Consider the following 26,567-nt stretch of genomic DNA (forward strand, 5'->3'; position numbering starts at 1 on the left):
GGGAACCGTTGGTCGAGAGAGGAACAGCGCATGACCGTAAGGCTCCAGCGAGCCCGCCCCGGCAGCCCCGAGCTCCAGGCGCTTGTCGACGAGCTCGCGGAGCGGCTCGGCCGGTCCGTCGCCGTCGACGACCCACTGGTCCGCATGGTCTGTACGAGCCGCCACTTCGGCGACGAGGACCCGGTCCGCATCGGCACGCTGTTGCAGGGCCGCGCCGACAACGCGACCATCCGCTACGTCCTCGCCCAGGGCGTGACCCAGTGGTCCCGAGCCGGATTCATCGACGGCCGTGACGATCTCGGACTGCTGCCCCGTTACGTCGTGCCCCTGCGCGAGCGCGGGCATCTCCTCGGACTGCTGCTGGTGGTCGTGCCCGAGAAGACGCTCGCAGAGCACGAGACCCGTGCCATCGCCCGGGCCGCGGACGCCATGGCCGCCCAGATGCACGGAGAGCACATCGCCACCGACACCCGGAAGGCCGACGAGCGGGACCTCGTCCTCGAACTCGTCGGCACGGACGTCGCCGCCCGTACCACCGCACGGCGGCGAGGCAGGGAACTCGGACTGCTCGGAGCAGCCGAGCACGTCCTGGTCACCGTCGTCCGGCTGAGCTGCGCGACCGAGCTCGTGCGGCAGTCCGAGGCGGCCCTGTGGGGGGCGCTGGAGGGGTTCCGGCAGACGCGCTCGGCCCAGGGCCTCATCGCGATCGGCAAGGAGCGGGCGACTTTGCTCCAGCTGCGCGACCGCCCACCCGGCCAGGACGAGGTCACCGCACAGTCCGCTCGCATCCTGGACGAACTGCGCACCTTCCTGGGTCCGTCGGCGGACCCCGTGATCGGCGTCGGCGGCCGGCACCCCCGCCTGGACGACGCATGGACGTCGTACGAGCAGGCGCTCGTGGCGGCACGCGCGGCACGCCGACTGCCCACCCTGAAGAGCGCCGGTGACTGGGAGCTGCTCGGGGAGCTCGCAGTGCTGCTCCAGCTTCCCGAGCACGCCCTGAACGCGTCTTTGGTCCCTGAGCCGCTCCGTACCCTGAGCGACACTCATGGCGGCGACCGCCTGCGGGACACCCTGCGCTGCTTCCTCGAACACGCGGGATCGATTCCCCGGACCGCGGACACGCTGGGAATCCACCGCACCTCGCTCTACTACCGCCTGCGCCGGATTCAGGAGATCACCGGACTCGACCTCGACGACGGCGCCCACCGGCTCAGTCTGCACCTCGGCCTCCGGATCGAGGAACTCCTCGCCCCAGGCGGCGACGTGGCCGTCTGACCGCGGACCCGCTTCGACAAAGCGAGGAGGATCCACGGCCCGATTCCTACAGCTCGCGGTGGTGCGGGCGGCGGGCTCCATTCGATGATGTTCGGGACGGGCGGGAACGATCTGCCGCCTCTGACCTGGGGAGAGGTCATGAAGGAACTGATCACGACGGACGGCGCACGGCTCGCGTACCAGGACACCGGCGGCGAGGGCGTCCCGTTGGTGATGCTGCACGGCTGGGGGCAGACGCAGGCGATGTTCCGCCACCAGATCGAGGGGTTGGCGCCCCGCCGTCGCGTCGTCACCGTCGACCTCCGCGGCCACGGGAAGTCCGGCAAGCCGCGTCACGGCTACCGCATCGCCCGGTTCTCCCGCGATGTGCTCGAACTCGTCGACCATCTCGGTCTCGACCGTTTCGACGCACTGGGCTGGTCCATGGGTGTCTCGGTGTGGTGGAGCTTCATCGACCAGTACGGGACCGGACGGATCCGGCGCTTCGTCGCCGTCGACCAGCCCGCGGCGGTCGCCGCCGTGCCGTGGATGACCGAGCGGGAACAGCGGGACTCCGGTGCCATCTTCGACGTGTCGGGACTGTTGTACCTGGGTGCGTCTCTCGCGGGTCCGGAGGGCGACACGGTCCGCGCCGACTTCGTGCGCGGCATGTTCTCCGGCGAGCCCGACCCCGACGTGCTGGCCTTCGTCGGCGAGGAGATCCGGTCGACACCCGCCGCCGCGGGCGTACCGCTGCTGTTCGACCACTGCGCGCAGGACTGGCGCGACGTGCTTCCCCGGATCGATGTGCCGACCCTGGTGATCGGCTGTGAGGGAAGCCATGTGCACCCCGATTCGCAGCGCTTCGTCGCCGAGCGGATTCCCGGCGCACGCCTGCACGTCTTCGCCTCCGACGTGGCGAGCTCACACTTCCCCTTCCTGGAGAACCCGCCGGCCTTCAACGCCGTGGTGGACGAGTTCCTGGCCGAGGAGCCGGCGAACGGGGTGTGAATCCGCCCTCCTCCCGCACGTACCTACGCTAGGACTCCCCATGACCCTCACGCTGATGTCCCGTGTGCCCGAACGGATGCCCCGACAGGCGCCCGATCCGACCTCGCCCTCCTCCCGCTCCGGGTGGCTGGTCCAGATGCTCTCCGAGATGCCGGAGACGAACGACCGGAACCACGTCTACCTCGGCGTCCATGTCCGTGGGCCCGTCACCGTGGTCCACGGGCGTGCCAAGACCCTGCTGGAGCCGAACGACCTCGTCTTCTGCGACCCGGCCCGGCGACACCTGCTGCGGTTCGGCGAGGACTGCCAGATGATCTTCTTCCGGATCCCCCGCTGCTATCTGGGCGTCACGGAGCCGGAACTGAACCAGGTGCTCGGCGTACCCGTACGCGGCGGGGAGGGGATCGGGGCACTGGCGTCCGACTTCCTGACCGCGCTCGCCGCCAAGGCGGAGTTCCGCCGGGCCACGATCGGGGACCGGCGTGCCCGGACGGCCGTACACCTCCTCTCCGTCCTGGTCATGGAGCTCCTCGAAGCGGACACGACGGGCGAGGCCGACGACGCGTCCGGGGCCGTCAACGACATGCTGACCCGTATCCACGGTTACATCGAAGAACATCTCATGGACCCGGACCTCTCCCCGGAGTCGATCGCACGCGCCCACCACATCTCCGTCCGGTACCTGCAGAAGCTCTTCCAGAACGACGGCAGCACGGTGAGCCAATGGGTGCGGCAGCGCAGGCTCGAGATCTGCCGGCTCGAACTGGGCCGTTCCAACCGGAGGATCACCATGGCCTCGGTGGCACACCGCTGGGGCTTCAGCAGCCCCTCGCACTTCAGCCGTACGTTCCGCGGGGCCTACGGCATGAGCCCCAGCGAGTGGCAGGCGCTGGCGACCTCGGCCTTCACATCGAGGACTGCCGGCGCCCAGGACGAGCGAAGGCGCTGAGACGCGTGTGCGCTGCCATGACAGCGCGGATGCGCGCACGTACAAGAGGAGCCAATTCCGCAGTTCTACCGTGAGTAACAGTCGCACGGACCTCTTGCCGCACTCCGGGCCGCGCCTGACCGTCGTGACGACGCCCCACACGTGGCCCGACACCGAGAAGAGAACTCGCATGCCCCACCCCACCGTCGTCCTCGTGCACGGTGCCTTCGCCGACGCGACAGGCTGGATAGGCGTCATCTCGGAACTGCGGAGCAGCGGTATCCCGGTGATCGCTCCGTCGAACCCACTGCGGGGGCTGACGTCGGACGCCGCCTACCTCGCCTCCGTCCTCGCGCAGGTGGACGGCCCGGTCGTACTCGTCGGCCACTCCTACGGCGGTGCGCTCATCACCGTGGCCGGCGCCGCGGAGAACGTCGTCGCGCTCGTCTACGTGGCCGCCTACGTGCCCCACGAGGGCGAGAGCCTCGGCCAGCTCCAAGGGAGCTCCCCCGAGTCTCCGCTGACGGGCCACCTGAAGGAGTGGACGTACCCGCTCCTCGACGGCGACTCGGGGGTCGAGGTCACCATTGAGGAGACGGCCTTTCCCTCCGTCTTCGCGGCGGACGTGCCCGAGGAGGTCGCCGGTGTCCTGGCAGCGACCCAACGCCCGCTCGCCACGGCCGCCTTCACGGAGACCGCGTCCGCGGCGGCGTGGCGGACCAAACCGTCCTGGGCTCTGGTGGCCGGGGCAGACCGCACGATCGGCCCCGAAGTCCAGCACTTCGGCGCCGCACGGGCCGGCGCCGTCGTCGTCGAACTTCCGGACGCCTCCCACGCCGTCGTCCTGTCCGAACCCACACGGGTCGCCGACCTGATCAGGGACGCGGTACGGGCGACGAGCTGACCGACCGACCACCGCCACGACAGGAGCGCCCGGGCCAGTCGAGTTGCCATCGCGCCCGGGACCCCTATGACGCGTCCGTGGGGTACGGGCTCGCCGCGGCATTCGGCACAGGCGCCGAACCGATGTGGCAGCTCACCCTGAACGCCGCGCCCGACCTGTGGCCTGAGAGGGCCTCAGTCCTCCGCAGGGGGCAGCAGGTCGTTGTGGGCCCGGACCAGGAGGACTAGCCCGTGGAGCCGACGCGGACGAGCTTCCACTGCTGGTTCACGCCGCCCCAGTCCGAATACTGGACGATGCCGGTCCCGTCGGCGGAGGAGAAGCCCGGTACCTCGACGGCCTTCCCGCTGTTGCGGTTGATCAACCGGACGTATCCGTCCGGTGAGTCCACCAACCGGAACTGCTGGTTCACGCCACCGTGGTCGCTCCACTGGTGGATGGCGGCGTTGTCGGCCGTCGACCAGCCGGAGACGTCCAGTAGCTTGCCGGAGTGCCTCGCCTTCAACCGGTAGTAGCCGCCACCGGAGTCCACGAACTGGAACTGCTGGTTGGGCCCGTCGTACCGGGCCCACTGCGTGAGCGCGGCGCCGTCAGCGGAGCTCACGCCCGCCACGTCCAGTGCCTTGCCGCTGTTGCGGTTGACCATGACGTACCAGGCGTTGGTGTCCACAGGGGCCGCCGGCGCGTGCGCGCGCAACTCGAAGCGTTCCACCAGCACTTCGCCGCCGAGGGCCCGGGTGGCGTGGTTGAAGACGGCGAAGCGGTGGCCCATGAAGAAATGAGGCCTATCGCTCATGGTGAAGGCCGGGCCGAGCCGGGTGAAGGTGGTGCCGTCGGTGCTGTAGGAGAACGTCGCCTGGCGGCCCGGCCCCGGGCTGATGTCGGCGGCGGCGCGCAGCCAGACGCGGCTGCCGGACGCGGGGAGGTCGGCGCGGGCCTGCTCGGTGCCGGTGCTGCTGGTGTTCCAGTTGGCGTCCATGGTCAGGCCGTCAAACATCACCAGCCTGCTGGCGCCGTCCTGCCGCGTGACGCCGATCCAGGCGGAGGAGTCCCGCAGCATCGCCAGCCCGGCCCGGTCGCCGTGCGCCATCCCGGAGCAGTCGAGCACGACGGTCGCGGTGGAGGCGGGGCCCTGGATGCGGCGGGTGAGGGTGTTACGGGCGTTGTAGAGGTCGTCGGTGACGGTGGCGGTCCTGAGGGTGAGCCCGTTGTTGACGGTGAACGCGGCGGTGTCGGGGTTGTGGTTCCACTCCCAGTACGGCGCCAGCGCCGTTCCCTGGAAGGTGTCGGCGCCGGTCATCGGCGGGAGCGGGTGCGGGGTGACCGGGTAAGGGTATGTCTCGCCCCACGTGCCGTTGACGGTCTGGAGCTCGGGCCAGCCCTCGGCGTTCCAGGTGACCGGGGCCAGGGCGGGGACGCGGCCGCCGGGATAGGCGTCGATGAAGCCCATGTAGTACCAGTCGCCGTTCGGGGTGTCGACCAGCGAGCCCTGGTGCGGTATGCCGCCGCCGGGAATCGGGCCGGGCAGGTCCAACAGCACCTCCCGCATCGTGTACGGGCCGAAGGGGCCTGATGTGGATTTCCAGATGTACTGGCCGTTGGGCGGGCGGGTGACGAAGATGTAGTAGTTCCCGTTGATCTTGTAGAAGCGGGAGCCCTCCATATAGTGCAACGAGTCGGGCTTGGTGAGCACGTGCTCGGACCTGACCTCGGTGCGCATGTCCGTGGAGAGCTGCGCGACGCGGATCTCGTTGGCGCCGTACGCCACGTACGGGGTGCCGTCGTCGTCGAAGAGCAGCCCCGCGTCGTAGTAATTGCTGCCGATCTCGGCGTGCCGGGTCCAGGGGCCCGCCGCGTTGGTGGCTCTGTATACGTACGACCGCTGCCCGCCGATCTGGCCCACCCAGTAGAAGGTCCCGTCGCTGGGGCGGTGGCGCATCGAGGACGCATAGATGCCCTGGACGTACGCCCGTCCGCCCTTGAGGTCGTACGCGTCGCCGAAGTCGAGGACCGGCACCGAGTGGCCGATGAACTCCCAGTTGACCAGGTCGTAGGAGCGCAGGACGGGCGCGCCCGGCGAGAAGTGCATGGTCGAGCCGGTGTAGTAGTACGCGGCGCCGACGCGGATGACCTCGAGGTCGGCGAAGTCTTGCCAGATCACCGGGTTGGTGAACCGCTCCTGCTGGGCCGTCGTGGCCGCCGCCGCGCTCGCGCCTATCGCCGGCAGCGTGGTGCCCGCGACCAGGCCGACGGTGGTCGCCATGACTTTCCGGCGGCTGTGGGGGTGTTGGAGCCAGGACATACCAGATCAGCTTCCTCACGCGTGGGGGACCGAGAGCCGAAGTGTTAGCGTTAACATTTCCGAGGACGAGTCGTGCAGGGGGGATCTGAGTGCGCCGCGCCCTGCACGTCGTTGACGTGACCCGAGGGCTGACCCAGGCCGGGCGGCGAGATGAAACCGTCGCGCAAAGGCCCTGGGCAGGGTCGGGCACCGGGTTGCCGGCCCGGGCCCGACCCTGTGTTGGTTCAGCTCTTGCCGGTCAGGCGCCACACCTGGTTCTTCTTGGTGGCCAGGGCACTGGCGGAGTCACAGGTCCACTGGTGGACCAATGCTCCGACGGCGGTGGAGATCCCGCTGACGTCCACGCACTTGCCGCTGTGCACCGCGACGAGCTGGTAGTCGTTGGCGGTGACATGCCGCAGCGTGAAATGCTGGTTCGTGCCGCCGTGGCAGGTCCACTGGTGGACCGCCTCACCGTCGGCGGTGGAGACACCGCGGATGTCGAGGCACTTGCCGCTGTGGCGGTTCACCAGGGAGTAGGTGTCCGCCACCCCTTGCACCGGACGGAAGTCGAACCGCTGTTCCTCACCCGCGCCGCAGGTGTACTGCCGGTACTGAGTGCCGTCGGTGGTGCTCTGGTTGGGGTCGTCCAGGCAGTGCCCGCTGTGCTGGGCGACGGCGGTTGACGAGAAGGTGGACTGGCCGGTGGTGAACTGCCACCAGTTCATATTGAACAGGTACCCGCTGCCACCGGCGAAGCGCAGGTACAGATCGTGGGTCCCGGTCGCACCGGTAACAGGGCACGAGACCGTGCTCCAGGTCTGCCAGCCTCCGGTGCCCGACACCGTGCATGTCCCGACCGTCGGCCCAGTAGCACTGTCCAGGTGCAGCTCAACTCGGCCGCCGCTGGTGTTTGAGGCCACCCTGGCGGTGAACGAGCCGGCACCGGTGCCGAATGCCACGCCCTTGACCTTGATGTAATCGCCGTTTTCAATCCAGCTGATGTTCGTCCCGCCCTCGCTGGAGGGTTCGGTTTCGATGCCGCTGCCCCACGCTATGGACTCGGCTTCCTGGCGGACATAAGGATCGAGCGTGCCGGCCTGCGGCGCCCCGGCCGTCGTCATATTGATCGTCGGGATCGTTCCGTCAGCGTTGTAGGAAAACTTCTCCACTGCGACCGAGCGGGTGAAGCCGCCGCCGCCCGGGAGGGCGCCGTTGTGATAGAAGAAATACGAGTTGCCCTGAAAGTCCACGATGCCCGCGTGGTTGGTGAAGCTGTTGCCCTGGGCGGGCATGACTGTTCCGCGGTAGGTCCACGGTCCGGTCGGGCTGGGGGCCGTGGAGTAGGCGATGAACTCCGAGCAGCACTTGGCCGCATACACCATGTAGTACAGGCCGTTCCGCTTGTAGACCCAGGGCGCTTCTTCGTACAGCGTGGGACGGTCGGGGTTCTCGGTGCGGGATCCGAAGCCCTCGGTGGTGAGCGGAATTCTGACGGGGCTGCCTGCGTAGGACGTCATGTCCGCGTTCAGCTTGACGTACCACAGGTTCGGGTTACCCCAGTACAGGTAGGCCTGGCCGTCGTCGTCGATGAAGACGGTCGGGTCGATCTCACTGTTCTCCACCAGCGGGTGGCCGAGGGCGTCCCGGAACGGGCCGGTGGGGCTGTCCGACACCGCCACGCCGATGGCGAATTGGCCGGTCGCCCGGACCGACACCGGCACGTACCAGTAGAACTTGCCGTCCCGTTCGACGGCCTGGCCCGCCCACGCGTTGGCGCCGGCCCAGCTGAAGGTGTTCAGGCTGAGCGGGGAGCCGTGGTCGGTCCAGTTGACCATGTCGGCGGAGGACCACACCCGCCAGTCGTTCATCACGAAGGAGGAGGTGGAGCCGTCCTCGTCGTGCCCGGTGTAGAGGTAGACCCGCCCGTTGTGCACCAGTGGGGCAGGGTCGGCGGTGTAGACGTGCTGCACGATCGGGTTGTCGGCCCTGGCCGCTGTGGGATGCACCGCGGCGGGAAGGACGGCGAACGCCAATATGAGGATCATCAGCACCCGGGCTGCCCGGGCTGGGCTCGTACCGGCGGCGGGTGACCTCACTGCGGTCGGGTGAGCCGTTGGCCTGTGGACGGCGGTACTGGCCATGGTGTGGTCCTTCCTGGTGCTGCGCCTCGGGGACTGAGCAGCTGGTCAGAAGCGGAGGAGGGACGTTGCTGCGCTCGGGGTGTGGTCAGTGCGAACCGTGCGATGCGGACGGAGCCGCCCAGCGCTGGCGCTCCGTCAGACCGTCTTCGCCTACTCGGATGCCGGGCGGGCGGCCGCTGCCTGCAAGGGAGTTGGTGGTGTCGGCCATTGTGCTGCCTTTCGGTCGTCCGGGCCGGTGACCGTGTCCCGCATCGGGGCGGTTGGTCATCTGGATTGGTGCGCTGAACTGCGCGAACGGACTGTTTGTCCGGGGCGGCGGCAAGGCGTGACCCCTGCGGGGTGGGGATACCGGGCCTCCGGCGCATTGTTAGCGCTAACAACTTGAAAGTCGAACATCCGGTGTGTTGCAGGGAGAAAACCACGGCACATGAGCGGCCGTCAAGTCCCCGCGTCGCAACCTGCCCGTCACTGAGACGTCATCAGAATCTCGTCCTGTCAAAGTTGCTGACGGGACGGACGTGAGCTGCCGTACCGGCCGGGTCTGCTCACCCTGCAGCGCTGACCGCGCCTGATCCACGGTGATCGCGATGTGGTGCGGTCCGCCGACGCGTAGACGAGCTGTCTACGGCGTGGCCATTTATGCGAGCGGCACCTTGGAAGGCTTTGAGCCGTCCGGGACCCGGTTGACGATCGACTTCGCGTGGACCTCGTGGAAGGTGATGCTGAGGAACTCCGGGGTGTCGAAGGTCCGGGTACGCACTGTGCCAGGGGGCGAAGAGTGCGGCGGGCCCGGCGGCGTCGGTGAGGTTGTTCCAGCGCACGAAGTCTGCTCAGCGGGCTTGGGGTTCGGGTTCCGGGTCGAGATGGCCGGGCTGGGGTGCACGGATGGCTGGCGCGGTTTCCGGGAGGCGGCGCAGGACGGGCATGACGGCCAGGGCAGTGGCGGCGACCAGGGCGCCGGGGATCAGGGCCCAGCCGGTGGAGTCGACCAGGGCCTGGGAGGCGTAAGGGGTGAGTCCGCCGAAGAGGGCGGTAGCAGCGGTGGCGCCGAGCGCGAGGCCGCTGAGGCGCTGGGCGACGGGGAACTGTTCAGCGATCGCGGAGGCCGCGACCGCGCTGATGCCGCCTGCCACGCAGGCCAGGACGGCCGCGCCGGTCAGTGCGGCGGCGAAGCTGCCCTGGGTCATCAGGCCGAACATGGCCAGCGGCAGGATCACCGCCAGGGCACCGAAGAGCGTGAGTGCGGGGCGGCGGCCGACCCGGTCGGACAGGGCACCCGCGAACGGCGTGACGACGATGACGACGAGGGCCGCGATGGTCGACAGCCACAGGGCGTCGGACTCCCTGAAGCCGCTGACCGCGCCGAGGTAGGTGGGGACGTAGCTGATGCCGACGTAATACGTCACCGAGCCGAGCGCCGAGATCGCGAACGTCCGGTAGAGCGTGGGGCGCCGGGTGCGCAGAGTGGTCATCAGTGGGCCCTCCCCCTTGGTGTCGGGCGGGGGCTGCTGCTCGAAGGCGGGGGATTGGCGCATGGTGGAGCGGGCGATCAGCACCGTGGTGGCGAGCAGCGCGCCGAACAGGAAGGGGATGCACCACCCCCACGCGTCCAGGGCGGGACCGGGGACGAGGGTGACGGTGAGGGCAGTGACCCCGGCGGCGAGCAGCGCACCGATCTCGCTGGCGGCGGAGGCCAGCGAGGCGACCAGGCCGCGCCGGTGGGGTGCGGCGCCTTCGACCAGGTAGGCGGTGACGCCGGTGTACTCGCCGCCGACGGCGAAGCCCATGACACAGCGCAGCAGCAACAGCAGAACCCCGGCGGCGGAGCCGATCTGGTCGCGGGTCGGGAGCATGGCGGTGGCCAGCATCGCGGGGGTCATCACCGCCATCGAGCAGCACCTTGCGGCGCCCGAGCCGGTCCCCGATGTGGCCGAAGGCCATCGCGCCGAGCGGGCGCATCAGGTAGGCGACGGCGAAGACCGCCAGGGTGATCAGGAGCGAGGTGGAGCCGGTGCCGAAGAACACCCGGGACAGCACGAGTGGGGGCGAGCCTCGCATCCCCGGCATCACCGCCCACCGCACCGTCTTCGCCGACGGCCCGGTCGACGGCCGACTGGTCCTGGTCCACGGAGTCCTCGGCGGCGTCGGCTCCCTGGCCGCCCAGCTCGCCCACTGGGCCGGCGCCACCGTACTCGCCACCGTCCGCCGCACCGCGGACCTCGACCGCGTCGACCCGGCCGTCGTCTCCCACGCCGTCGCCCTGGACACTGGCGACCCCGCCGCGGCCATCCGCTCGTATGCGCCACGGGGCGTCGACCGGATCATCGAAGTCGCGCTGTCCGACAACGCCGACCTCGACAACGCCGTCGCCGCCGGCAACGCCGTCATCGCCGCCTACGCCACCCGCACGGACCGCACCGAGATCCCCTTCTGGCCGCTGCTGTTCAACAACGTCACCCTGCGACTGCTCGGCAGCGACGACTTCCCCGCCGAGGCCAAGCGTCAGGCCGCCCGCGACCTCACCGTCGCCGTCGGCGACCGTTACCCGCTGGACGACATGGCCCAGGCCCACGACCACGTCGACGCCGGCGGTGGCCACGGCCGCATCCTGCTCACCGTCCCCCAATAGCGCAGACGGAGTGCTGGCCGGCCACCGGGGGAGGGGCGTCGCGCTGGCGATGAAGCTTCTGGCGATCAGCTTCGCGCGTTCGCACGGCGTGCACTGGATGCGGGCCTTCCCCCCCGGGCAACGCTGCGGCCATCGGTATGAACCGGCGGCTGGGCTTCGTCGAGGCCGACGTGCCCGTCCGGGACGAGGGATCGGGTCGGGCTGCCATTCCCGGCCGGGCAGCGGGACGACCTTGCGCGTGACCTTGACGCGCTACTCGGGCTGACTCATAGTGATGGCCACCGAGCCGCTCTCATCTACCGCGTGACCTGGCTGAATAGATTGTTAGCGCTAACATTCGATCTTGCTTCCGCCGTCCCCGCACTCCCGACGGGCTGGGCTCCACGGAACGGGCAGCAACCTTCCGCCCCTGGACGCAACGTCCGCGACCACCCGCGGGACCCGTGCATCCCGTGGTCCGGGTGCCCCCGCCCAGCACTGCGACGGTGCATGCCGTGACTGCCGAGAACGGCCGCCCGCCCCCCACGCACCCTGGAGCGCAAATGACCGCAACAACCGGCTCCGGCCCCCACCCGTCGCGACGCCTGTTCCTCGGTATGGCCGCCACCGTCCCGCTGGCCCTGTCCGGAACGCTGGCCCTGGGCGCGAGGCCCGCCTACGCCGCGGACGCGGCCTACGTCATGGGCTACTTCACCGAGTCCGCGACCATGCTGGAGGCCGACTACGGCCTGCACCTGGCGGTCAGCACCGACGGCCTGCGCTGGATGCCGCTCAACCAGAACAACCCCGTGGTGACCCCGACCGCGGGTGCGGGCGGTCTGCGTGATCCGTTCATCATGCGCAAGCAGGACGGCACCTTCGTCGTCCTCGCCACCGACCTCAAGGGCACCGACTGGGGCTACAACAGCCAGTACATCCACGTCTGGGACTCCGTGGACCTGCGCACCCTCACCGGCTACCGCCGGCTGAAGCTGCACGACATGGTGACCCACAGCTGGGCACCCGAGGCGTTCTGGGACGCCGGCCGCGGCGAGTACGGGATCATCTACTCGTCGGTCAATGCCAGCGGCCACAACGTGCTCATGGTGAACTACACCACCAACTTCCAGACGGTGACGTCCCCGCAGGTCTTCTTCGACCCCGGCTACGACATCATCGACGGCAACCTCGCCGTGGGCGTGAACGGCGTCAACTACCTCTACTACAGGGGGAGGGACCAGGCCCTCGTGGGCGCGCGGTCGACCACCCTGCAGCCGGGCAGCTTCACGCCCTTCAGCACGGCGGCCGCCCACGGCGGCACCGAGGCGCCGACCCTGGTGAAGTCCCTGACCTCCGGATCCTGGTACCTGTGGGGCGACACCTACACGCCGAACGGCGTCTTCTACGCCTGGCAGAGCAACGACCTCGCCGCCGGCACCTGGACCGCGCTGGACCAGCGCGACTACACCCAGCCCCTCAACTCCAAGCACTGCACCATCGCGACGATCACCACGACCGAGTACGACAACCTCGTGGCGAAGTGGGGCACCCCCGCCTGGAACCGGCTGAAGTCCTACAACTACCCCGACCGTTACGTCCGTCATGCCAACTCCGTCGGCCGGATCGATGTCTACCCGTTCGACCCGTACACCGACTCGCAGTGGAAGCTCGTACGCGGCCTGGCCGACAGCGCGGGCGTGTCCTTCCAGTCGGTCAACTTCCCGACCCGCTACCTGCGGCACTCCAAGTACGACCTGCGGCTGGATGAGAACGACGGCACCGCGACCTTCGCCGCGGACGCCACGTTCCACAGGACCGCCGGCCTGGCCGACTCCTCCTGGTCGTCCTTCCGTTCGCACAACTTCCCGACGCATTACATCCGGCACACCGGCTACGTCCTGCGCATCGACCCGATCGCCACCACCACGGAGAAGGCCGACGCCACGTTCCACGTCGGCTACTGACGGGGGTCGGCTCGGGCCTTTGGCTTCACGGCCGTTGGGAAACGCCGGCCTGGTCCCTTCGGGTTGAACCCGAAGGGACCAGGCGGTGTCCGTGGGGAGATCGACCCGGACGGGCCCGTCGACCGTACGCGGTGGGGCAGGGGGAAGTCCGGTTACGGAAGGTGAACGCGGGCGCGTGTCTTGACGCGCACCGCGCGGGGCTGGCTTCATGTGCCTACGAATGGGAGTGCTCCCAGCGGTGCGGTGCTTTGGTCTCCTGCCAGTAGTAGCTCCCCAGCGGGACGGTGGCGGTGCAGACACCGTCGGCGCCGGTGGTGCAGGTGGCGCCCACGGACGTGTCCGGGGCGGCGCTACCGGTCTGCAACAGGCCGGAGATCAGCAGCGGGGCGGGGCGCAGCGATCGGCGCTGCCTCCTGCGGTGCGCCAGACGTAGCGCCAGTTCCGGTAGATGCCCCGCATGGTGGCATCGGTGGAGTCTGCGAACAGCACCGACCCGGTCTCGTCCCGGAAGGTCAGAACGGCGTCGTGGAGTCGCCGTTCAATGCCCTGACCCCGCCAGGCGGGCAACACCGCCAGGTCCCCGAAGATCGCGAAGTCCTCGCGCGGCAGTTCCACGGTGGCCCGGAACGCGGCCCGTGGGCCGCCGCACGGGTCGGGACCGGTGCCGAGGTAGGCCAGGTCCAGGTCAACGACCCGGGCCTTGTTTCCTGACCGCCGACGCTGGCGCGGAGACCGACGGCCCGGCGCGCACGCCACGGGTGGGTGGCGTTGCTGCCGAGCCGTCGGTCACTCACGCGGTCTCACTTCCCGTGCAAAGCCCTGCGGCGACGTCCGCGAAGCACCAGCACGCTGCCGACGGCGATGACCAGCAGGCCACCGAGGGCGCTGTAGGTGATGGTGTTGCTCACCCCGGTGGAAGCCAGGTCGCCGGACGTGCTGCCCGGGGTCGGCTGGCCGACGGGTACGCCGCGCTCCGCCTGCGCACGGGTGCCGGTCGTGCCGGAGGCGGTGACAACCGGCGTGGCGGCGGTCGGCGTGGGGGCGGGCGTCGGCTTGTCAGCGCCGGCGGTCCCCGACGCGGGCTTCAGCTGAAGAGTCGTGATCGAGTACGGCGGCAGCGTCTTTGCGACCGCCGTGCCCCGCTCCGCCGTCGTCAGGGCGGTGTCTCCCTTGGCATACGAAACGGTCGTGACCGCCCCTGCGGCCGGGGTGAATCCGGCGTACGAGAGCGACACCTCCGCCGCGTTCTCCGGGCTCTTGTTGGTCAGCATGACGTTCAGACCGCCGGTGCTGCTCCGCACCGCGTGCACACTGACCGACGAGTTGCCCGAGGACGACTTGACGATGGTGTCGCCAGGCTGCGCCAGTGCGGTCAGCGAGCGGATGCCCCAGTAGGTGGGGAAGGTTGTGTCGCGCGGCGGTTGGCACTTCCCCCCGGCGCAGGTTCCAGCGGAGAGAATGCCCCCGTCCTGGTAGTCGGTCTGGCCGTGGACGGTGGTGGGCGCTTGGTCCGTGCCGTTGTGCAGGTTCCACCAGTCCACGTGGGTGGCACCCTGCTCGAACCAGGTCATGTAGGTGTCCGGCGCGAACAGGGCTGCGGCCTGGCTGGTCAAGGCGGGCGAGCCGACGGCGTCGGTCTCGGTGACCGCGATCTCCACCGAAGCGGCGCGCGAGCCCGTGTACTTGGCGATCAGCGAGCGCAGCTCGGACGTGGTAGCGGCGATCCGGGAGGGGGTGTTCAGCAGGTCGGCCGTAGTTTTGCCGCCCGGATACCAGTGGACGATGACGAAGTCGATCGAGCTTCCCGCGATGGAGAGCACCGTGTTGTTCCAGTCGGCGGTGTCACCGGGAGCCTTCTCCTTGTCCGGCCAGCCGCCGGGGGTGGTGAGCACCGCTCCGATCTTCACCGTCGGGTCCACGGCCTTCATCGCCTTCGAGTAGGCGACCAGGTTCTTCCCGTACTCCCTCGGGCTCTTGTCGGCGTGATCGTCCCTTTCCCAGCCCTTGCCGTTGCCGTAGTGCCCGTTGCCGTAGACCTCGTTGCCGATCTCCCAGTACTTCACGCCGTAACCCTTGTCGACGTTGGAGTACTTGACCCAGTCGGCGGCCTCCTGGGCGGTGCCGGAACCGTAGTTCGCGGTCAGGATCGGCTGGGCGCCGACCTTCTTCGCGATGTCCATGAAGCGGTCGAAGTTGGTGTTGGAGGGGATCCAGCCCTTGCCGTCGCCGGAGGTGTGGGTCTTCCAGTGGTATTCGTCCGCGCCGGAACCGCCGGGATAGCGCAGCTGCCGAACTCCCGCGGCCTTCATCAGCGAGGTCACATTGGCGTCCCCCATGTGCTCGTCGCCGAAGCCCAGATTGAGGCCGACACCACTGCTGGGCACCGTGCCCAAGGAGGTACCGGCGTCCACCTTGATGCCGACGGTCTCCGCGGCGCCCGCGCTGGGCGCCAGGGCGCCGACACCGGCCGAGGCGGCGAGCAACGCCACCGCCCCCGCGACAAAGCGCCGGCGCATCCGGCTACGGCGGGGCGTGCGCTCCCGAGGCATCTGCTGCTCGGCGGATCTCGGGTTGTCTGGTGACACGTGGGGCTCCGATCGGGGGTGTTGACACAGAGGGCGTAGCGCCGCTGACCACGGCTCGCCTTCGTCGGTACACCCCTAAGTGGCCACTTGGAGCGGAAAGGTTGCCGCCTCAATATTTTTTCTCCGAGACGCGGTCGCACCGTCTCACCGGACCCGGTGGCCCCGTGACACGCCCGGGCTGGTCCTTGCCGCCGGGGCCGCGGCCAGGAGCGCCACCTCGGAGCGTCTATCAGTAGGTGCTCGTCCTGGCGCTGGACAGCTTGTTCCCGTCCACCACCGCGTGACGCCACCGGTGGTGCCGCTCGTTGGGCCCGGGTGACAACGGGATACGCCAGCAGTAGCGGCTATCGCCCGAAGCAAGCATTCGAAACCTCGGTCGAGACCAGCATCTATCTGGCCCCGACCCAAGGTGGGCGAGGGATCGGATCTTCGCCCCACTCACCGCCGCCCTCCCCGAACACCTCACCTGGCGCCAGACGTACGCCGTACTGGCCGTGCTCCTCGCCGCCATCACCATTCCCGCCCGCGCTCGCCCTACGGGCCCCTGGCCGACGGCCCCACCCGCCCCACCGACCAACGACCGCACCCCGATCGCCCGTAGCCGCCCCTTCCTCCTGCTGGCAGCCTCCTTCACCCTCTCCGGCTTCGCCATGTACCCGTCGTCATGGGCCTGATCCCGCTCCTCACCGAACGCGGCGCCGACGCCACAACCGCCGCCTGGGCCCTCGGACTCGGCGGAGCGGGCCAGACCCTGGGCCGCACGCTCTACGCAACCCTCGCCGGCCGCACCTCCGTCACCACCCGCACGGTCACCCTGATCTCCCTAGGCGGCGCAACCACCGCAGCCCTTGCTTTCATCCCAGACCCCATGCCCCTGCTGGTCTGCCTCGCCGTCCTCGCCGGCGTCGTCCGCGGCAACCTCACCCTTCTCCAGGCCACCGCAGTCACCGACCGCTGGGGCACCACCCACTACGGCCGCCTCTCCGCCCTTCTCGGCGCCCCCGCCCGAATTGCCGCAGCCCTCGCCTCATGGGCCGGAGCCGCTCTTGCGGGGCCGCTCGGCGGCTACCCCCACCTCTTCGCAGCTCTCGCCGCGCTTTCCGTAGTGGCCGCGTGGCTGGCCTACTGGCGTCGGGAGGAGTCCGCACACGACCCCTGTCCAGGTCGGTTCAGAGCGGGAAAGCAGCGTCAGGCTCGAGCACGCAGCACCCGTAGGGTTCCTCATGGAAGTGGTCGCGTGCGGAGGCGGGGGTGTCACGCAGGCTGGGCCGTCCGTAGGCTGCTGCGTGGTCACCGCAGACGCAGGCTTGAAGCCTTGGCGAGCTCACAGCAGGTTGCGGGCCGAGGGCGTCTGCCCTGGCGCTGACTCCGTGGGCACGGTGCGGCGTATGGCGAGTTGCTGAAGCCTCGCGACTGGCGTCGCTCGCACGGACGACACATGCGACAGGTCAGGGCGCTCTGACCCTGGGGCCTGTCCGGGACGGCAAAGTGCATGGAGGTCACTGTCTGTGATGCGCCCCAGGGTCGGCGGCTCTGCAGGGAGCGCTGAACAGGTGGCCGGGCGGGCTCGTTGCGGCGGGCGCAAGGCGCTGACTGCCCTGCGTTCCTCCCCAGATTCCCCCCAGGGCGCGCCGACGCGCAAAAGGGCTGGTCACAGGCTTGCCGGGGCAGGGTGAGGAGATCACCCGCATCTATTCCCCCAGAGACCCCCACGGCCGCTTCTGGGCCGATCTACGAGTGATGCGAAAGCGAAGTGCGAAGGTTGACTGAGCGTCACGCGAGGGGCTTAGAGCCAGTCCCGTCGCTTGAAAGTCACGTACAAACTGATGCAAACCACCCCATGAGGCAGTTCACAAGGGGGTATCCGAAGGTCCAGCCCAACTCAGGCATGGACTCAAAGTTCATGCCGTAGATAGTTCCGACCAGTGTGGGAGCAAACAAAATGGCAGCCCATGAGGAAATCTTCTTGAAGTCGTCACCCTCACACCGCTGACCTGCGGAAATCGACTGCATAGGCGGTCCGACCTGCGACGATCGGCCTTTCCGGCTCTTTCGCCGTGCTGCCCGTTTATGCGGCTGATCCTCCCCAGTCGCTCCCCAGCGGGCTTCACTCTCCCCAGATTCTCCCCAGCCGCGTCTGCCGGGGAGGGCAGATCAGGGCTGGCCAGGAGCCCGATCCAGGTGTCGGGACGGGCTACGCAACGTAGTGGAAGCGAGTCGGAGTTGCCGTGGCGTTGGCTTTCGTGGGTGAAGGTTCCATGAACGAATCGGAACAGTCGTGGCCGCGTAAGGACGAGCGCACAGCGTGGCGCGGACGTTGTCGCCCTTGAGATCACCGTCCCGTGCCCCCGGAAGCGGGCTGGTCCGGCCGTTGTCTGTGCCACCGTTGAACCTGTCGATAACCGGCGGCGCGAAGGGGGATGGCGTGCGACTGTCACGGGAGGTCACCGGGTGGGCGTTCCTCGCCGATGTGGAGGGTGTCCGGCATGCCGGCCTGGCCGTCGGTCTGGCCAGTATCAGCCCGTTCACCACTGGTGGCGGGGTGGGAGGCAGCTTGTTCACCCGCGCGTACGCGCGGGGCCTCCCAGCGCTCCTCTCGCTGGACGAATTGCCGTTCAGTCACCCTCTCGCCCCCCGGTGGTGTGTCACGCAGGACGAAGAAGGTGTGCTGTCCGTCCTCGGCCCTGATGGCGCGTACCTCGTGCACGACCTCGACCTGGAAAGGCCGCCAGGGTGGCGGGAGGCGGCGGAGGTCTCGGGCTCGGTCATGCTGGTCGTGTCCCACGTGCTGCCTGCCACAGATGATCCGCTCGGCGCGCTGGTCTTCGAAACGCGGCGGGGGAAGGTGTGCGCCGGCTCTGTGCGCTTCGGTGAGCCTGCTTACGAGACGGACGGCATGCCGACAGTCACCTTCGTCATCGACCCCGTCGGAGTGCTCATGGAGCTGGCGCAGTACGTGTGCGATCGGGTCATGTCGCTGGACGAGGCGAAGCGACGGGCGCGCGAAGTAGAGGAGATGCGACAGGCCTTGGCGGAGCACGGTGCGATGCCCGCTGCGGCAATGGTGGATCTGCTGTTCCGGGACGAGTTCCTCGATTACCACGGCCTGGTGGAGTTCATGTACGTCTACTGGCGACTGGTCGCCGAGGTCGCCGACGCCTGCGCGATGGAGGCTGCCTGGCGGGTCGCGGCTTTCCAAACCGTCGAGGCGGGCGTCCACCTGGTGGCGGACCGGTGCGACCGCGCGGTGTTCGAGGAGTCCGAAGCCTTGGCGGCTCGGCTGATCGACAAACTGAGCGACTCCGCCGACTTGGAAGCCGCGCTGCTGGCTGCCGCTCGGTTACGGATGGCGACCCGAGGACCGGAGGACTTGGCCGCCGACGACTACGCTCGCGAGCCGCTGCTGACCACATGGTCCGCTCGGCTGACCGCGGACCTGTACCGCACGTGGTTCACCGAAGAGGAGCCCTTCCAGACGGAGTCCCACCGGCTGGTGGCGGAAGCGGGACACCTGGTGGTGCGCGCGCTGGAGCTGGACGGTGGGTTGAAGAGGCCCCGGCTGCTGGCGGTGCTGGCGCAGATTCTCGCGGACGAGGAGGGAGTTCACCGTGGTGTTGCCAGCGCTGCGCTGTCGGCATGGCGCGACTCGTCCGCTACCGACGAGCCGGACCTCGCGCTGTTCCTCCTCAGGATGGTGGACGGGGTGTCCCAAGAGACGACCGACGGGCTGCTCACGGGGGTGTTCGGGACGCCACTGGCCGATTTCGTCGCCGCCCACGGCAGTACGGTGACCACGAAGGTGATCAGCCAGGGCGTCAGCCTGGCCTGGGAACGCGCCGACCGGCGGCTGCTGCGCACCGTGTTGGATTGGGCGGGGCAGCTCGACATCCAGCGGCCCTCTGCCCACCGCAGGCAGCTGATCGAGGCCCGGCTCCACGTATTGCCCGACGACCCGAGCGAGTGCCCGGGTCCCAACCAGGCACTCTCGGTGTCGTTCCCGGAGTCCTGGACACCAGCACAGCGATCTGCAGCTCTGCTGCATGCGGCCGCACACGCCCGCGATCGGCGCCAGCCAGCGTTGGGGCTCACTCTTCTACGGCAGGCGGGCGACGGACGGAACGAGGAGGTCCGGCTGCTCACGGCGGATCTGTACTACCAGTCGGCGGAGGCAGGCGAGCCGGTCTCCAGCCCTGTCCCTTTCCCATGGGGCTACTACACGTACGCGGCGCTCGCCTACGCCTCGCTCGGCTTCGAGGAATTGGCGCAGGCGAGCCTGGTGCCGCTTGTGCAGCAGCTGGGCAACCTCCGCGGCGACGAACTCAGGAATGCGCTGTACGCGATCATCGTGGATGCGCCGAACTTTGACACGAGCGGCACGCCCGAACTCGGCGCGATACTGCGCGACCTCGTGCACTCGGCGGTCTGGCAGCTCACCGCGGAAAGCGAGACGTTGCCGATGGGGCTGATACTCGGCCTGCATCAAGCGGGCAAGGGTTCGGAGCTGGGCGCGTGGTGGCGCATCGAAGGCCCGCTCGTGCTGCCCGCGCACATCCAGCACTTCCTCGGCAAGTTGCGTGACTGGGAGGAGCCCGCCGCCGCTGGCGGCGCCTTGCCGAACCTGCTGAACGTGGTGGACGCCGACCATCGTCCTGGCGGCCACGACAACACGCAGATCGCCCGGAATCTGAGGTGGCGCATCTCGTCGTTCATCGACGACGAGCTGCGTCGGCGTTCGGCACCGCTCATCGACGACCAGCACATCTGGGCCAAGGTGCATGACCTGCTGGACGATCGAACCGTGCTGTTGACGTGGTTCCTGCCCGCGGCGGTGAGCGGCGCGGCCGTGCTGCTCGCGGTCACCAGGCAGGGCCGGGAGCTCGTGGTGCACCTCGGCGAGGGCGCGGACGGGAACGGCGACCGGCACCCGGATGCGGACCGGGTCGAGGCGATCCGGACGGAGATCGAACGCGACCCGCTGTTCGGCGACGTGACACCGGAGGGCCATCGGCTGCTGGAGTCGGCCGGCCTGCCGCTCGGCAGCAGCGAACTTTGGGACAACTGGCGCGGCCAGGGCAAGGATCGAATCCTGGCCTGGCCGCACGGCGCTCTGCACTACCTGCCCCTACCGCTGTGCCGCAGGGGCGGCCGTCTGATCGCCGACGACTGGACGGTCACCACGATCGCCGGCCTCGAAGCCCTGGCACCCGTCGAAGTAGCTGCGCGTGAGGGCCGCACCGTTGTCCTGGCCTCCGCTGCAGGGGGTGTTCCCTTCGATCTGCATGCCGAACCGGCGCTGGAGGAGCACGCGCGGAAGGTTGCCGAGGCGGTAGGCGCTGAAGCCCTCACCGGTCGTGCGGCCACTCGCGACAGGCTGCGCGCGGAGATGTCCACGGCGGACGTCGTCCACATTGCCGTACACGGGACGCTGGACGAGGACGCGCCGTGGATGCACTGCCTCTACCTCACGCCGGACGGCGACGACGACGGCCGCGTATTCGCGTACGACTTCCTGGATGTCGATCTACGCGGCGTTCGCCTTGTCACGCTCGCCGCTTGTGAGTCGGCGCTCGGTCGATTCGACCGTGGTGACAACATTCGCGGCATCCCTTCGGCACTGATCACCGCCGGAGCGCAGGCCGTCGTCGGGTGCCTGTGGCCCGTGCGCCCGGAGCCGGCCACGTACTTCTACCACCACCTGCACCACGGAGTCGCGCGCGGCGCGGACCCGGAGCAGGCCTTCCGTAGTGCCCAACTCGCCACGCGTGCCACGCATCCCCACTACCGTGACTGGGGAGCGTTCACCTATGTGCACGGTAGGAACAAGGGAGCCGCCGCATGACCGAGATTCGGCTGCACGACGTCGAACTCGTGCCGGAGCGTACGCTCGGCAGCCCGGCGGATGACGCACCGCTGCGTGGCAGGCTCACTTTCGGCTGGGACCTACTGCCTGCCGACCATGCGGGCGCGCCGGCCGGCTGGCTGTCCTATCTCAGTGCCACACCCGACCGGGAGTTCCGGCAACTGCTGATGGTGTGCTCGTTTCGCCCTGAGACACCGGAGAGCAAAGGCGTATTCCGCCATGCCTCCCTGGGCGTCGCACTGTCCACACCGGAACGTGATGTGCAGCCGATCGCGCGCCTGATCGACCCCGGTGAGCGCACCCGCCCTATCGCTGGCCTAGGGACGGGCGTGAGCTTCACGGTCACGACAGGCGTGCTGGATGTAGGGGTGGAGAAGCCGCCAGGCGCCGGACCGGCGAGGGAGGAGTGGACCGTCCGGGGCCACGGCGCTTCCCAGCCGAACCCGCAGTGGGAGTTCCGGCGAGTCAAAGGTTTCCCGTTGGTCGGCGATCACCCGGTGGCCGCGCTGGTGGAGCTCGTGCCCGACCGTGTGAACACGGCCGAGGTACTGGTCGCGGCGGAGCTGGAGCATCGCAACTGGGGCATCCGCCGCTACCGCGCGCAACTCGCGCCGACACCGCACACCATCGTGCTGGCGGAGTGACCCGGTGCTGGGGGCGCGAGCCCGCCTCAGGCACGGCGGGGCCTCCGGCTCAGGATCGGTCGGGGGTCAGCGGCGCGCTTGACGCTGACCCGGCAGCAGCCGGATAGCGAGTACGGATCCGTCGGCATGCACGGAGACGGGGCCGCCCCACTTCTCGTCCCAGGCGAGCAGGGGCCGGGTGTGGCGGGTTGCGTGCACGATGGCGCGGTATTCCTCGATGCTCCCTTCGGAGAGAAGCGCGAAGAGGCTAGCGCCGACGCCGGAGAACGCCTCGACCCGGGGGCCGTTCAGTCGGAAGACGTGGTCGGTGCCGGCATACGTGGTTCCGAGGAGCTCGTGGCTGATGTCCTGGACGCTAGTGCTGGCGGCATGCTCGAAGCCATCGAAGCGCTTGTGGCCCTGCCGGTCGGTCAGGTGACGGGCGGGGGCTTTGCCGGAGCCGGTGAAGGCCATGAGCCCGGCCGCCGTGGTGTGACCGAGAGTCTCCTGGAACCAGGTGTTGTACTTGGGCGTGACATGGCAGCCGGGTACGGGTTCGGGTATCAGGTCGCCCTCGGAAGGTGGCTGGATGCCCGGTATGACGTTCTCCTGTACGGGCTCGGAGTCCAGATTCGCTTCCGTTTCTCCGGAAGGGGCGCGACCAGCCACAGTCCATTGCGGATCGAACGCAGCAAGGTGCTTTTGAAGGAGGCCTCAGTCGACACCCAGACGGAGCGGTCGCGGCGATCGGGCCCGACCAGCAGAAGCACCGCGGGCAGACTTCTCACAAGGTAGATCACTGTCAACAGCCACCGGAGGTACCACGAGGGCCGACGGAAGCGGTCCGACCACACGGCCTCCGCGATGAGTACCGTTGCTGCCCGATGCCCCGGAATGGTGATGCGGGCGGTCGCATGGGCGGGAGCCCCGAACGGCCACTCGGCAGAGGTCTCCCTGCACTCTGGGGTGTCCGTCCAGATGACCGACGACGCGCCGTGGGCCTTGGCGAGTGGGTCCACGATCGTCTTGCCCATGTGGCGCAGGACAGAGCGCTCGGAGCCGACGTGTCGATGTTGGTTGCCGACTCCGTGCACAACGAGGTATCCGACGCGCGGCCTGCCGATGCCCTGCCTGCGGGCGTTCTGCTCATGGGCATCTTCTTTGGATACCGCCTTACGTCGAGCCTTTCCCGCCTGAGCCTGGCCGCGACGCTGTTGTGACCGCTTCATTGTGCTCCTTGGCGATGGTGCCGAGCCACGAGCGATCACCGGCACGGCAGCAACCAGCCGCATCCGTACAGATACTCAATGTGGTCTCGCTGTTTGGGAGGGAGAGCCCCTGAAGGCGTAGAGCTCGTGGATGGTTACGGGAAGCGAGCGCAGCAGCCACCCTCCCGACGGCACCGTCCACGCTCTCGTGCTCCCAGATGCGCAGCGGCAGCCAACCCAGTTGTGTGAGGTGAGCGTCGGTGTCCTCGTCGTGGCGGATATTCGCTTCGAGCTTTCGCGCCGCCATTCGGAGTTGTGCTGCGGAGCGTGCAGGCCTCGGCGTCCACCTGCTGCCCCTCCAGCACGGCAGGAGCCGGCTCCTCCGGGGTGGGGGGCGGGCAGAACACCTGGGTCGTTGCCGCCCCGAAGAAGGCGGTCACGATCTCCGGGTGCGGCCGCAGCTCATCGGACAGACGCTTCCTATTCCACAGTTCGAGTTGGAGATCCGGGTGTCTTTGCCGCAGCTCCATGAGGCGATCCTGGATCTCCGTGCGACTCGCATCGTGAGCGGTGACGACGACGAAACGGGTGGTGGCCCCCAAAGGCCGCTTGCCTGTGACGAAGCGGTCGACCGCCCTCTCGAGGTCCTCACACGTGAAGTTCTTCAGCCTCTTGGCCTGGAACACAGCGACTTCCGTGCCCGTCACGCCCGCGACATCGATGCCGTGCTGGTTCTGGCCCCGCTCGCCGTAGATCCACGTCTCCTCCCAGCCCTCCACCTTCCGGACGAGCCACGCGATCAGGTACTCCACGCTCTCCCAATCGAGATCGTGCGTGTTGAGCAGGTGGGGTGACGACACCACCAGTGGGGGCGCAGTCAACGTGGGCCAGCGGAACAGGGCGTGTTCCGCGCCCATCTGGCACCACGCCTGATGGGCTGCGGTCCTCTCGGGAGTCATGAAGGCAACCTAAGGGGAGGGTCGGACATCCGTCCCCTGAACGGGCAGGACGAGAACCTGTCGTCAAGATCGACGGTCTGCCATCCACGATGAGGCCCACACCACAAAGGCATCGACAAAGCGGCCCCAGACACTGACCGACGGATTACCGCACTCGCTGTGACGGGCTGCGCTCGCGTGGCAGTGCTCGCCGGCCGGGCGAGAGGTCCGGAGTGGCTGATCAGGGGCCGATGACACGCTCCGCCCAGCGCCGCGCCTTCTCCCCAGAGCCTGCGAATTGGCGTCCGAGCGCATTTGCTTCTGGGAAGTTGACGGCCTAGTCCACCTTGCCAGCTACAGCCAGTCGCGCTTCTTGAAGATGACGTACAGGCTGACGCAGACCACTGTCATCAGCAGGATTGCGAACGGGTAGCCACCTGCCCACTTCAGCTCCGGCATGTCTTCGAAGTTCATGCCGTAGATGGTTCCCACGAGTGTGGGTGCAAACAAGATGGCGGCCCAGGAGGAGATCTTCTTGAAGTCGTCACCCTCACACCGCTGCCCTGCGGAAATCGACTGGAGGGGAGCGCTGACCCGCGGGGATCCGCCTTTCTGGCCCTTACGCCGTGCTACCCGTCTATGCGGTCGATCCTCCCCAGACGCTCCCCAACGGGGCTTCATTCTCCCCAGGTTCTCCCCCGCCGAGGATGCCTTCGAAGGCGATTCACCGCTGGTCGGCGGGGCGGCCTGGGCGGTGGGACGAGCTACGCAGCGTATTGGAGTAGGGCGCCGCCTGCCTGCCGCCGGTGGTTGAAGTCGTGCACGGCTGCGGCGTACGGGGACGAAGGAGGGCAGGGCGGCCATGAAGGTGATGAGCTGCCACGCCTTTCTGGGCCTCGGACAGCGTCCACCCCGGTGGGCGGGCGGTAGACACGCGCGCCGCTCCACGCCCTGGGCGTCGGTGGCCCTGAGCGTGACGAGGTGGCGCCCCTCGGGCCGACGGTCACCAGCGACGTGACGTGACGGCCCCTGGAGAAAACTCCGCGACTCGCGCGACGGACTCGCCCCCTGGCCCCGTAGAGCAGGTGAAAGAAGCCGGGGAAGTGCGATGAGGGAGAGGTCTGACGTATGGCGGCTCGGTTGCCGGTGCGGATGTGTAAAGGCGTGCGGGGCACGGCGGTCGCGGCGGTGGCCATGGCGGCGCTGACCGGCTCACAGGCGCCCGGCCTCGCGGCGTCGGCCTCCTCCCCCGTGGAGGCCACCATGTCACCGAATCAGGGCACTTCGGGCGATGCCTACTACTTTCGCGAGCTGCCCCCACTCGCGTCGCACGGCCCGTCCGCACAGCAGCCGTCCTCGGCCGGTGCCGTCTTCGTGGCCGGCCGTGCGGCGCTGCCCGCCACCGTCCTCGCCGCGTACCGGAACGCGGAGTCGACGCTCGTGCGGAGCACCCCGCGCTGTGGTCTGCGCTGGCAGCTGCTCGCGGCGATCGGTCAGGTGGAGTCCGGCCAGGCGCGGGGTGGGAGGGTGGACGCGGACGGTACGACGTACGCGCCCATCATCGGCCCGCAGCTGAACGGCCAGGGGTTCGCCCTGATCCGGGACACCGACGGCGGCGCGTACGACGGCGACCCGTCCTACGACCACGCGGTCGGCCCGATGCAGTTCATCCCGTCCACCTGGGCCAGATGGGGCGCCGACGGCAACGGTGACGGCAGGACCGACCCCCATAACGTCCACGACGCGGCGCTCGCTGCGGGCCGCTACCTGTGCGCGGCCGGACGCGACCTCTCCCGGCCGCAGGACCTCGACCGCGCGATCCTCTCCTACAACAGTTCCCGGGAGTACCTGAGCGTCGTCCTGTCCTGGTACGCCTACTTCAGGGACGGCCACCGGGTGGTTCCGGACCAGGGCGGCGCGGGTTCCGGTACGGAGGTCGACTCGCCCGGCACCGGGCGGACCGAGCCGGCCGGCCCGCAGCGGGGTACCGAGACCCCGCCCGCCTCCCCGGCGCCCACGCCCCCGCCCGGGCCGAAGCCCGCGCCGACGCCCGCCCCGTCACCGACCGCCGACCCGCCGGACGACAGTGCGAAGCCCAGGCCGCCCCTGGTCACGGCCCCGAGTCCCGCTCCCGGCACCGGCATTGACGTGCCCGGTGACGGTGTCCTTCCGGCTACCGGCAAGGTCCCCGGCAACGGTTAGGACTCACTCGCGCATCGCCCCTCCACAACACCATGTACCCGGCGGTAACCTCCCGGG

16 protein-coding genes and 7 pseudogenes are annotated in these 26,567 nt (G+C 68.9%); 11 read left to right on the forward strand and 12 right to left on the reverse strand.

Annotated features, from left to right (window positions below):
* Window positions 1-30 precede the first annotated feature (30 nt).
* The 4 genes from AC07DU_RS01110 (at window position 31) to AC07DU_RS01125 (ending at window position 4,100) form a co-directional block, all read left to right on the forward strand.
* Window positions 31-1,278 carry a PucR family transcriptional regulator gene (locus AC07DU_RS01110; RefSeq protein WP_360895794.1) on the forward strand — a complete coding sequence of 416 codons (1,248 nt, stop codon included), beginning with the start codon at window positions 31-33 and terminating at the stop codon, window positions 1,276-1,278.
* A gap of 138 nt (window positions 1,279-1,416) precedes the next feature.
* The gene (locus AC07DU_RS01115; protein ID WP_479108901.1) at window positions 1,417-2,268 is read left to right on the forward strand and encodes an alpha/beta fold hydrolase; all 852 of its coding nucleotides are present in this window, start codon (window positions 1,417-1,419) and stop codon (window positions 2,266-2,268) included.
* A gap of 40 nt (window positions 2,269-2,308) precedes the next feature.
* Window positions 2,309-3,217 carry a helix-turn-helix domain-containing protein gene (locus AC07DU_RS01120; protein WP_479108903.1) on the forward strand — a complete coding sequence of 303 codons (909 nt, stop codon included), beginning with the start codon at window positions 2,309-2,311 and terminating at the stop codon, window positions 3,215-3,217.
* 169 nt (window positions 3,218-3,386) lie between these two features.
* Window positions 3,387-4,100 (forward strand): alpha/beta fold hydrolase, encoded by a 714-nt coding sequence (locus tag AC07DU_RS01125; RefSeq protein ID WP_479108905.1) that lies wholly within the window; start codon window positions 3,387-3,389, stop codon window positions 4,098-4,100.
* A 223-nt stretch (window positions 4,101-4,323) separates the two neighbouring features.
* Here the strand turns inward: AC07DU_RS01125 and AC07DU_RS01130 are convergent, their stop codons facing one another.
* The 5 genes and pseudogenes from AC07DU_RS01130 to AC07DU_RS01150 all read right to left on the reverse strand — a co-directional run bounded on the left by AC07DU_RS01130 (window position 4,324) and on the right by AC07DU_RS01150 (window position 10,411).
* The gene (locus AC07DU_RS01130) at window positions 4,324-4,815 is read right to left on the reverse strand and encodes an RICIN domain-containing protein (RefSeq protein WP_479109355.1); all 492 of its coding nucleotides are present in this window, start codon (window positions 4,813-4,815) and stop codon (window positions 4,324-4,326) included.
* A pseudogene (locus AC07DU_RS01135) lies at window positions 4,792-6,399 on the reverse strand (glycoside hydrolase family 43 protein); the annotation flags it as partial. The gene AC07DU_RS01130 and the pseudogene AC07DU_RS01135, both read right to left, overlap by 24 nt.
* Before the next feature lie 224 nt (window positions 6,400-6,623).
* On the reverse strand, window positions 6,624-8,426 hold the full coding sequence (locus AC07DU_RS01140; RefSeq protein ID WP_479108907.1) for a family 43 glycosylhydrolase: 1,803 nt from the start codon (window positions 8,424-8,426) through the stop codon (window positions 6,624-6,626).
* Window positions 8,427-9,183: 757 nt separating this feature from the next.
* Window positions 9,184-9,343, reverse strand: a pseudogene (locus AC07DU_RS01145) (Rv2578c family radical SAM protein); the annotation flags it as partial.
* Window positions 9,344-9,352: 9 nt separating this feature from the next.
* Window positions 9,353-10,411 (reverse strand): MFS transporter, encoded by a 1,059-nt coding sequence (locus AC07DU_RS01150; RefSeq protein WP_479108909.1) that lies wholly within the window; start codon window positions 10,409-10,411, stop codon window positions 9,353-9,355.
* A 161-nt stretch (window positions 10,412-10,572) separates the two neighbouring features.
* On the opposite strand from AC07DU_RS01150, the pseudogene AC07DU_RS01155 reads away from it, so the two are divergent.
* Both AC07DU_RS01155 and AC07DU_RS01160 read left to right on the forward strand, forming a co-directional pair.
* Window positions 10,573-11,151 (forward strand): annotated as a pseudogene (locus AC07DU_RS01155) (zinc-binding dehydrogenase); the annotation flags it as partial.
* A gap of 542 nt (window positions 11,152-11,693) precedes the next feature.
* A complete protein-coding gene (locus AC07DU_RS01160; protein ID WP_479108911.1) occupies window positions 11,694-13,094 on the forward strand; it encodes a glycoside hydrolase family 43 protein in 1,401 nt (466 codons plus the stop codon).
* 214 nt (window positions 13,095-13,308) lie between these two features.
* Here the strand turns inward: AC07DU_RS01160 and AC07DU_RS01165 are convergent, their stop codons facing one another.
* The 3 genes and pseudogenes from AC07DU_RS01165 to AC07DU_RS01175 all read right to left on the reverse strand — a co-directional run bounded on the left by AC07DU_RS01165 (window position 13,309) and on the right by AC07DU_RS01175 (window position 15,610).
* On the reverse strand, window positions 13,309-13,458 hold the full coding sequence (locus AC07DU_RS01165) for a prealbumin-like fold domain-containing protein (protein ID WP_266614052.1): 150 nt from the start codon (window positions 13,456-13,458) through the stop codon (window positions 13,309-13,311).
* A 221-nt stretch (window positions 13,459-13,679) separates the two neighbouring features.
* Window positions 13,680-13,790: pseudogene (locus AC07DU_RS01170) on the reverse strand (YceI family protein); the annotation flags it as partial.
* Window positions 13,791-13,894: 104 nt separating this feature from the next.
* Window positions 13,895-15,610 carry an LPXTG cell wall anchor domain-containing protein gene (locus AC07DU_RS01175; protein WP_479108913.1) on the reverse strand — a complete coding sequence of 572 codons (1,716 nt, stop codon included), beginning with the start codon at window positions 15,608-15,610 and terminating at the stop codon, window positions 13,895-13,897.
* 494 nt (window positions 15,611-16,104) lie between these two features.
* Here AC07DU_RS01175 and AC07DU_RS01180 point away from each other — a divergent pair.
* Window positions 16,105-17,045 (forward strand): annotated as a pseudogene (locus tag AC07DU_RS01180) (MFS transporter); the annotation flags it as partial.
* A gap of 420 nt (window positions 17,046-17,465) precedes the next feature.
* Here AC07DU_RS01180 and AC07DU_RS01185 read toward each other — a convergent pair.
* Window positions 17,466-17,650 (reverse strand): annotated as a pseudogene (locus AC07DU_RS01185) (CorA family divalent cation transporter); the annotation flags it as partial.
* Window positions 17,651-18,065: 415 nt separating this feature from the next.
* Here AC07DU_RS01185 and AC07DU_RS01190 point away from each other — a divergent pair.
* Both AC07DU_RS01190 and AC07DU_RS01195 read left to right on the forward strand, forming a co-directional pair.
* A complete protein-coding gene (locus tag AC07DU_RS01190; protein WP_479108915.1) occupies window positions 18,066-21,518 on the forward strand; it encodes a CHAT domain-containing protein in 3,453 nt (1,150 codons plus the stop codon).
* Window positions 21,515-22,183, forward strand: a complete 669-nt coding sequence (locus tag AC07DU_RS01195; RefSeq protein WP_479108917.1) for a hypothetical protein — start codon at window positions 21,515-21,517, stop codon at window positions 22,181-22,183. Before AC07DU_RS01190 ends, AC07DU_RS01195 begins: the two co-directional genes overlap by 4 nt.
* Window positions 22,184-22,249: 66 nt before the next feature.
* Here AC07DU_RS01195 and AC07DU_RS01200 read toward each other — a convergent pair whose 3' ends face one another.
* A complete protein-coding gene (locus tag AC07DU_RS01200; RefSeq protein WP_479108919.1) occupies window positions 22,250-22,831 on the reverse strand; it encodes a hypothetical protein in 582 nt (193 codons plus the stop codon).
* Window positions 22,832-23,157: 326 nt separating this feature from the next.
* On the opposite strand from AC07DU_RS01200, the gene AC07DU_RS01205 reads away from it, so the two are divergent.
* Entirely contained in the window at window positions 23,158-23,382 is a 225-nt protein-coding gene (locus AC07DU_RS01205; RefSeq protein WP_479108921.1) for a hypothetical protein, read from the forward strand.
* A gap of 143 nt (window positions 23,383-23,525) precedes the next feature.
* On the opposite strand, the gene AC07DU_RS01210 is transcribed toward AC07DU_RS01205, so the two are convergent.
* Window positions 23,526-24,329, reverse strand: coding sequence for a hypothetical protein (locus tag AC07DU_RS01210; protein ID WP_479108923.1), 804 nt, complete (start codon window positions 24,327-24,329; stop codon window positions 23,526-23,528).
* 333 nt (window positions 24,330-24,662) lie between these two features.
* Window positions 24,663-24,848, reverse strand: a pseudogene (locus AC07DU_RS01215) (CorA family divalent cation transporter); the annotation flags it as partial.
* A gap of 624 nt (window positions 24,849-25,472) precedes the next feature.
* Here AC07DU_RS01215 and AC07DU_RS01220 point away from each other — a divergent pair.
* The gene (locus AC07DU_RS01220; protein ID WP_479108925.1) at window positions 25,473-26,510 is read left to right on the forward strand and encodes a lytic transglycosylase domain-containing protein; all 1,038 of its coding nucleotides are present in this window, start codon (window positions 25,473-25,475) and stop codon (window positions 26,508-26,510) included.
* Window positions 26,511-26,567: the final 57 nt, after the last annotated feature.

Source organism: Streptomyces sp. NPDC045695 (genome assembly GCF_056432025.1).

Excerpts from the sequence above, each read along its gene's own strand:
- AC07DU_RS01110 (WP_360895794.1), top strand. The coding sequence starts at position 31 with ATGACCGTAAGGCTCCAGCGAGCCCGCCCCGGCAGCCCCGAGCTCCAG.
- AC07DU_RS01115 (WP_479108901.1), top strand. The coding sequence starts at position 1,417 with ATGAAGGAACTGATCACGACGGACGGCGCACGGCTCGCGTACCAGGAC.
- AC07DU_RS01120 (WP_479108903.1), top strand. The coding sequence starts at position 2,309 with ATGACCCTCACGCTGATGTCCCGTGTGCCCGAACGGATGCCCCGACAG.
- AC07DU_RS01125 (WP_479108905.1), top strand. The coding sequence starts at position 3,387 with ATGCCCCACCCCACCGTCGTCCTCGTGCACGGTGCCTTCGCCGACGCG.
- AC07DU_RS01140 (WP_479108907.1), bottom strand. The coding sequence starts at position 8,426 with ATGATCCTCATATTGGCGTTCGCCGTCCTTCCCGCCGCGGTGCATCCC.
- AC07DU_RS01150 (WP_479108909.1), bottom strand. The coding sequence starts at position 10,411 with ATGGCGGTGATGACCCCCGCGATGCTGGCCACCGCCATGCTCCCGACC.
- AC07DU_RS01160 (WP_479108911.1), top strand. The coding sequence starts at position 11,694 with ATGACCGCAACAACCGGCTCCGGCCCCCACCCGTCGCGACGCCTGTTC.
- AC07DU_RS01175 (WP_479108913.1), bottom strand. The coding sequence starts at position 15,610 with ATGCGCCGGCGCTTTGTCGCGGGGGCGGTGGCGTTGCTCGCCGCCTCG.
- AC07DU_RS01195 (WP_479108917.1), top strand. The coding sequence starts at position 21,515 with ATGACCGAGATTCGGCTGCACGACGTCGAACTCGTGCCGGAGCGTACG.
- AC07DU_RS01210 (WP_479108923.1), bottom strand. The coding sequence starts at position 24,329 with ATGACTCCCGAGAGGACCGCAGCCCATCAGGCGTGGTGCCAGATGGGC.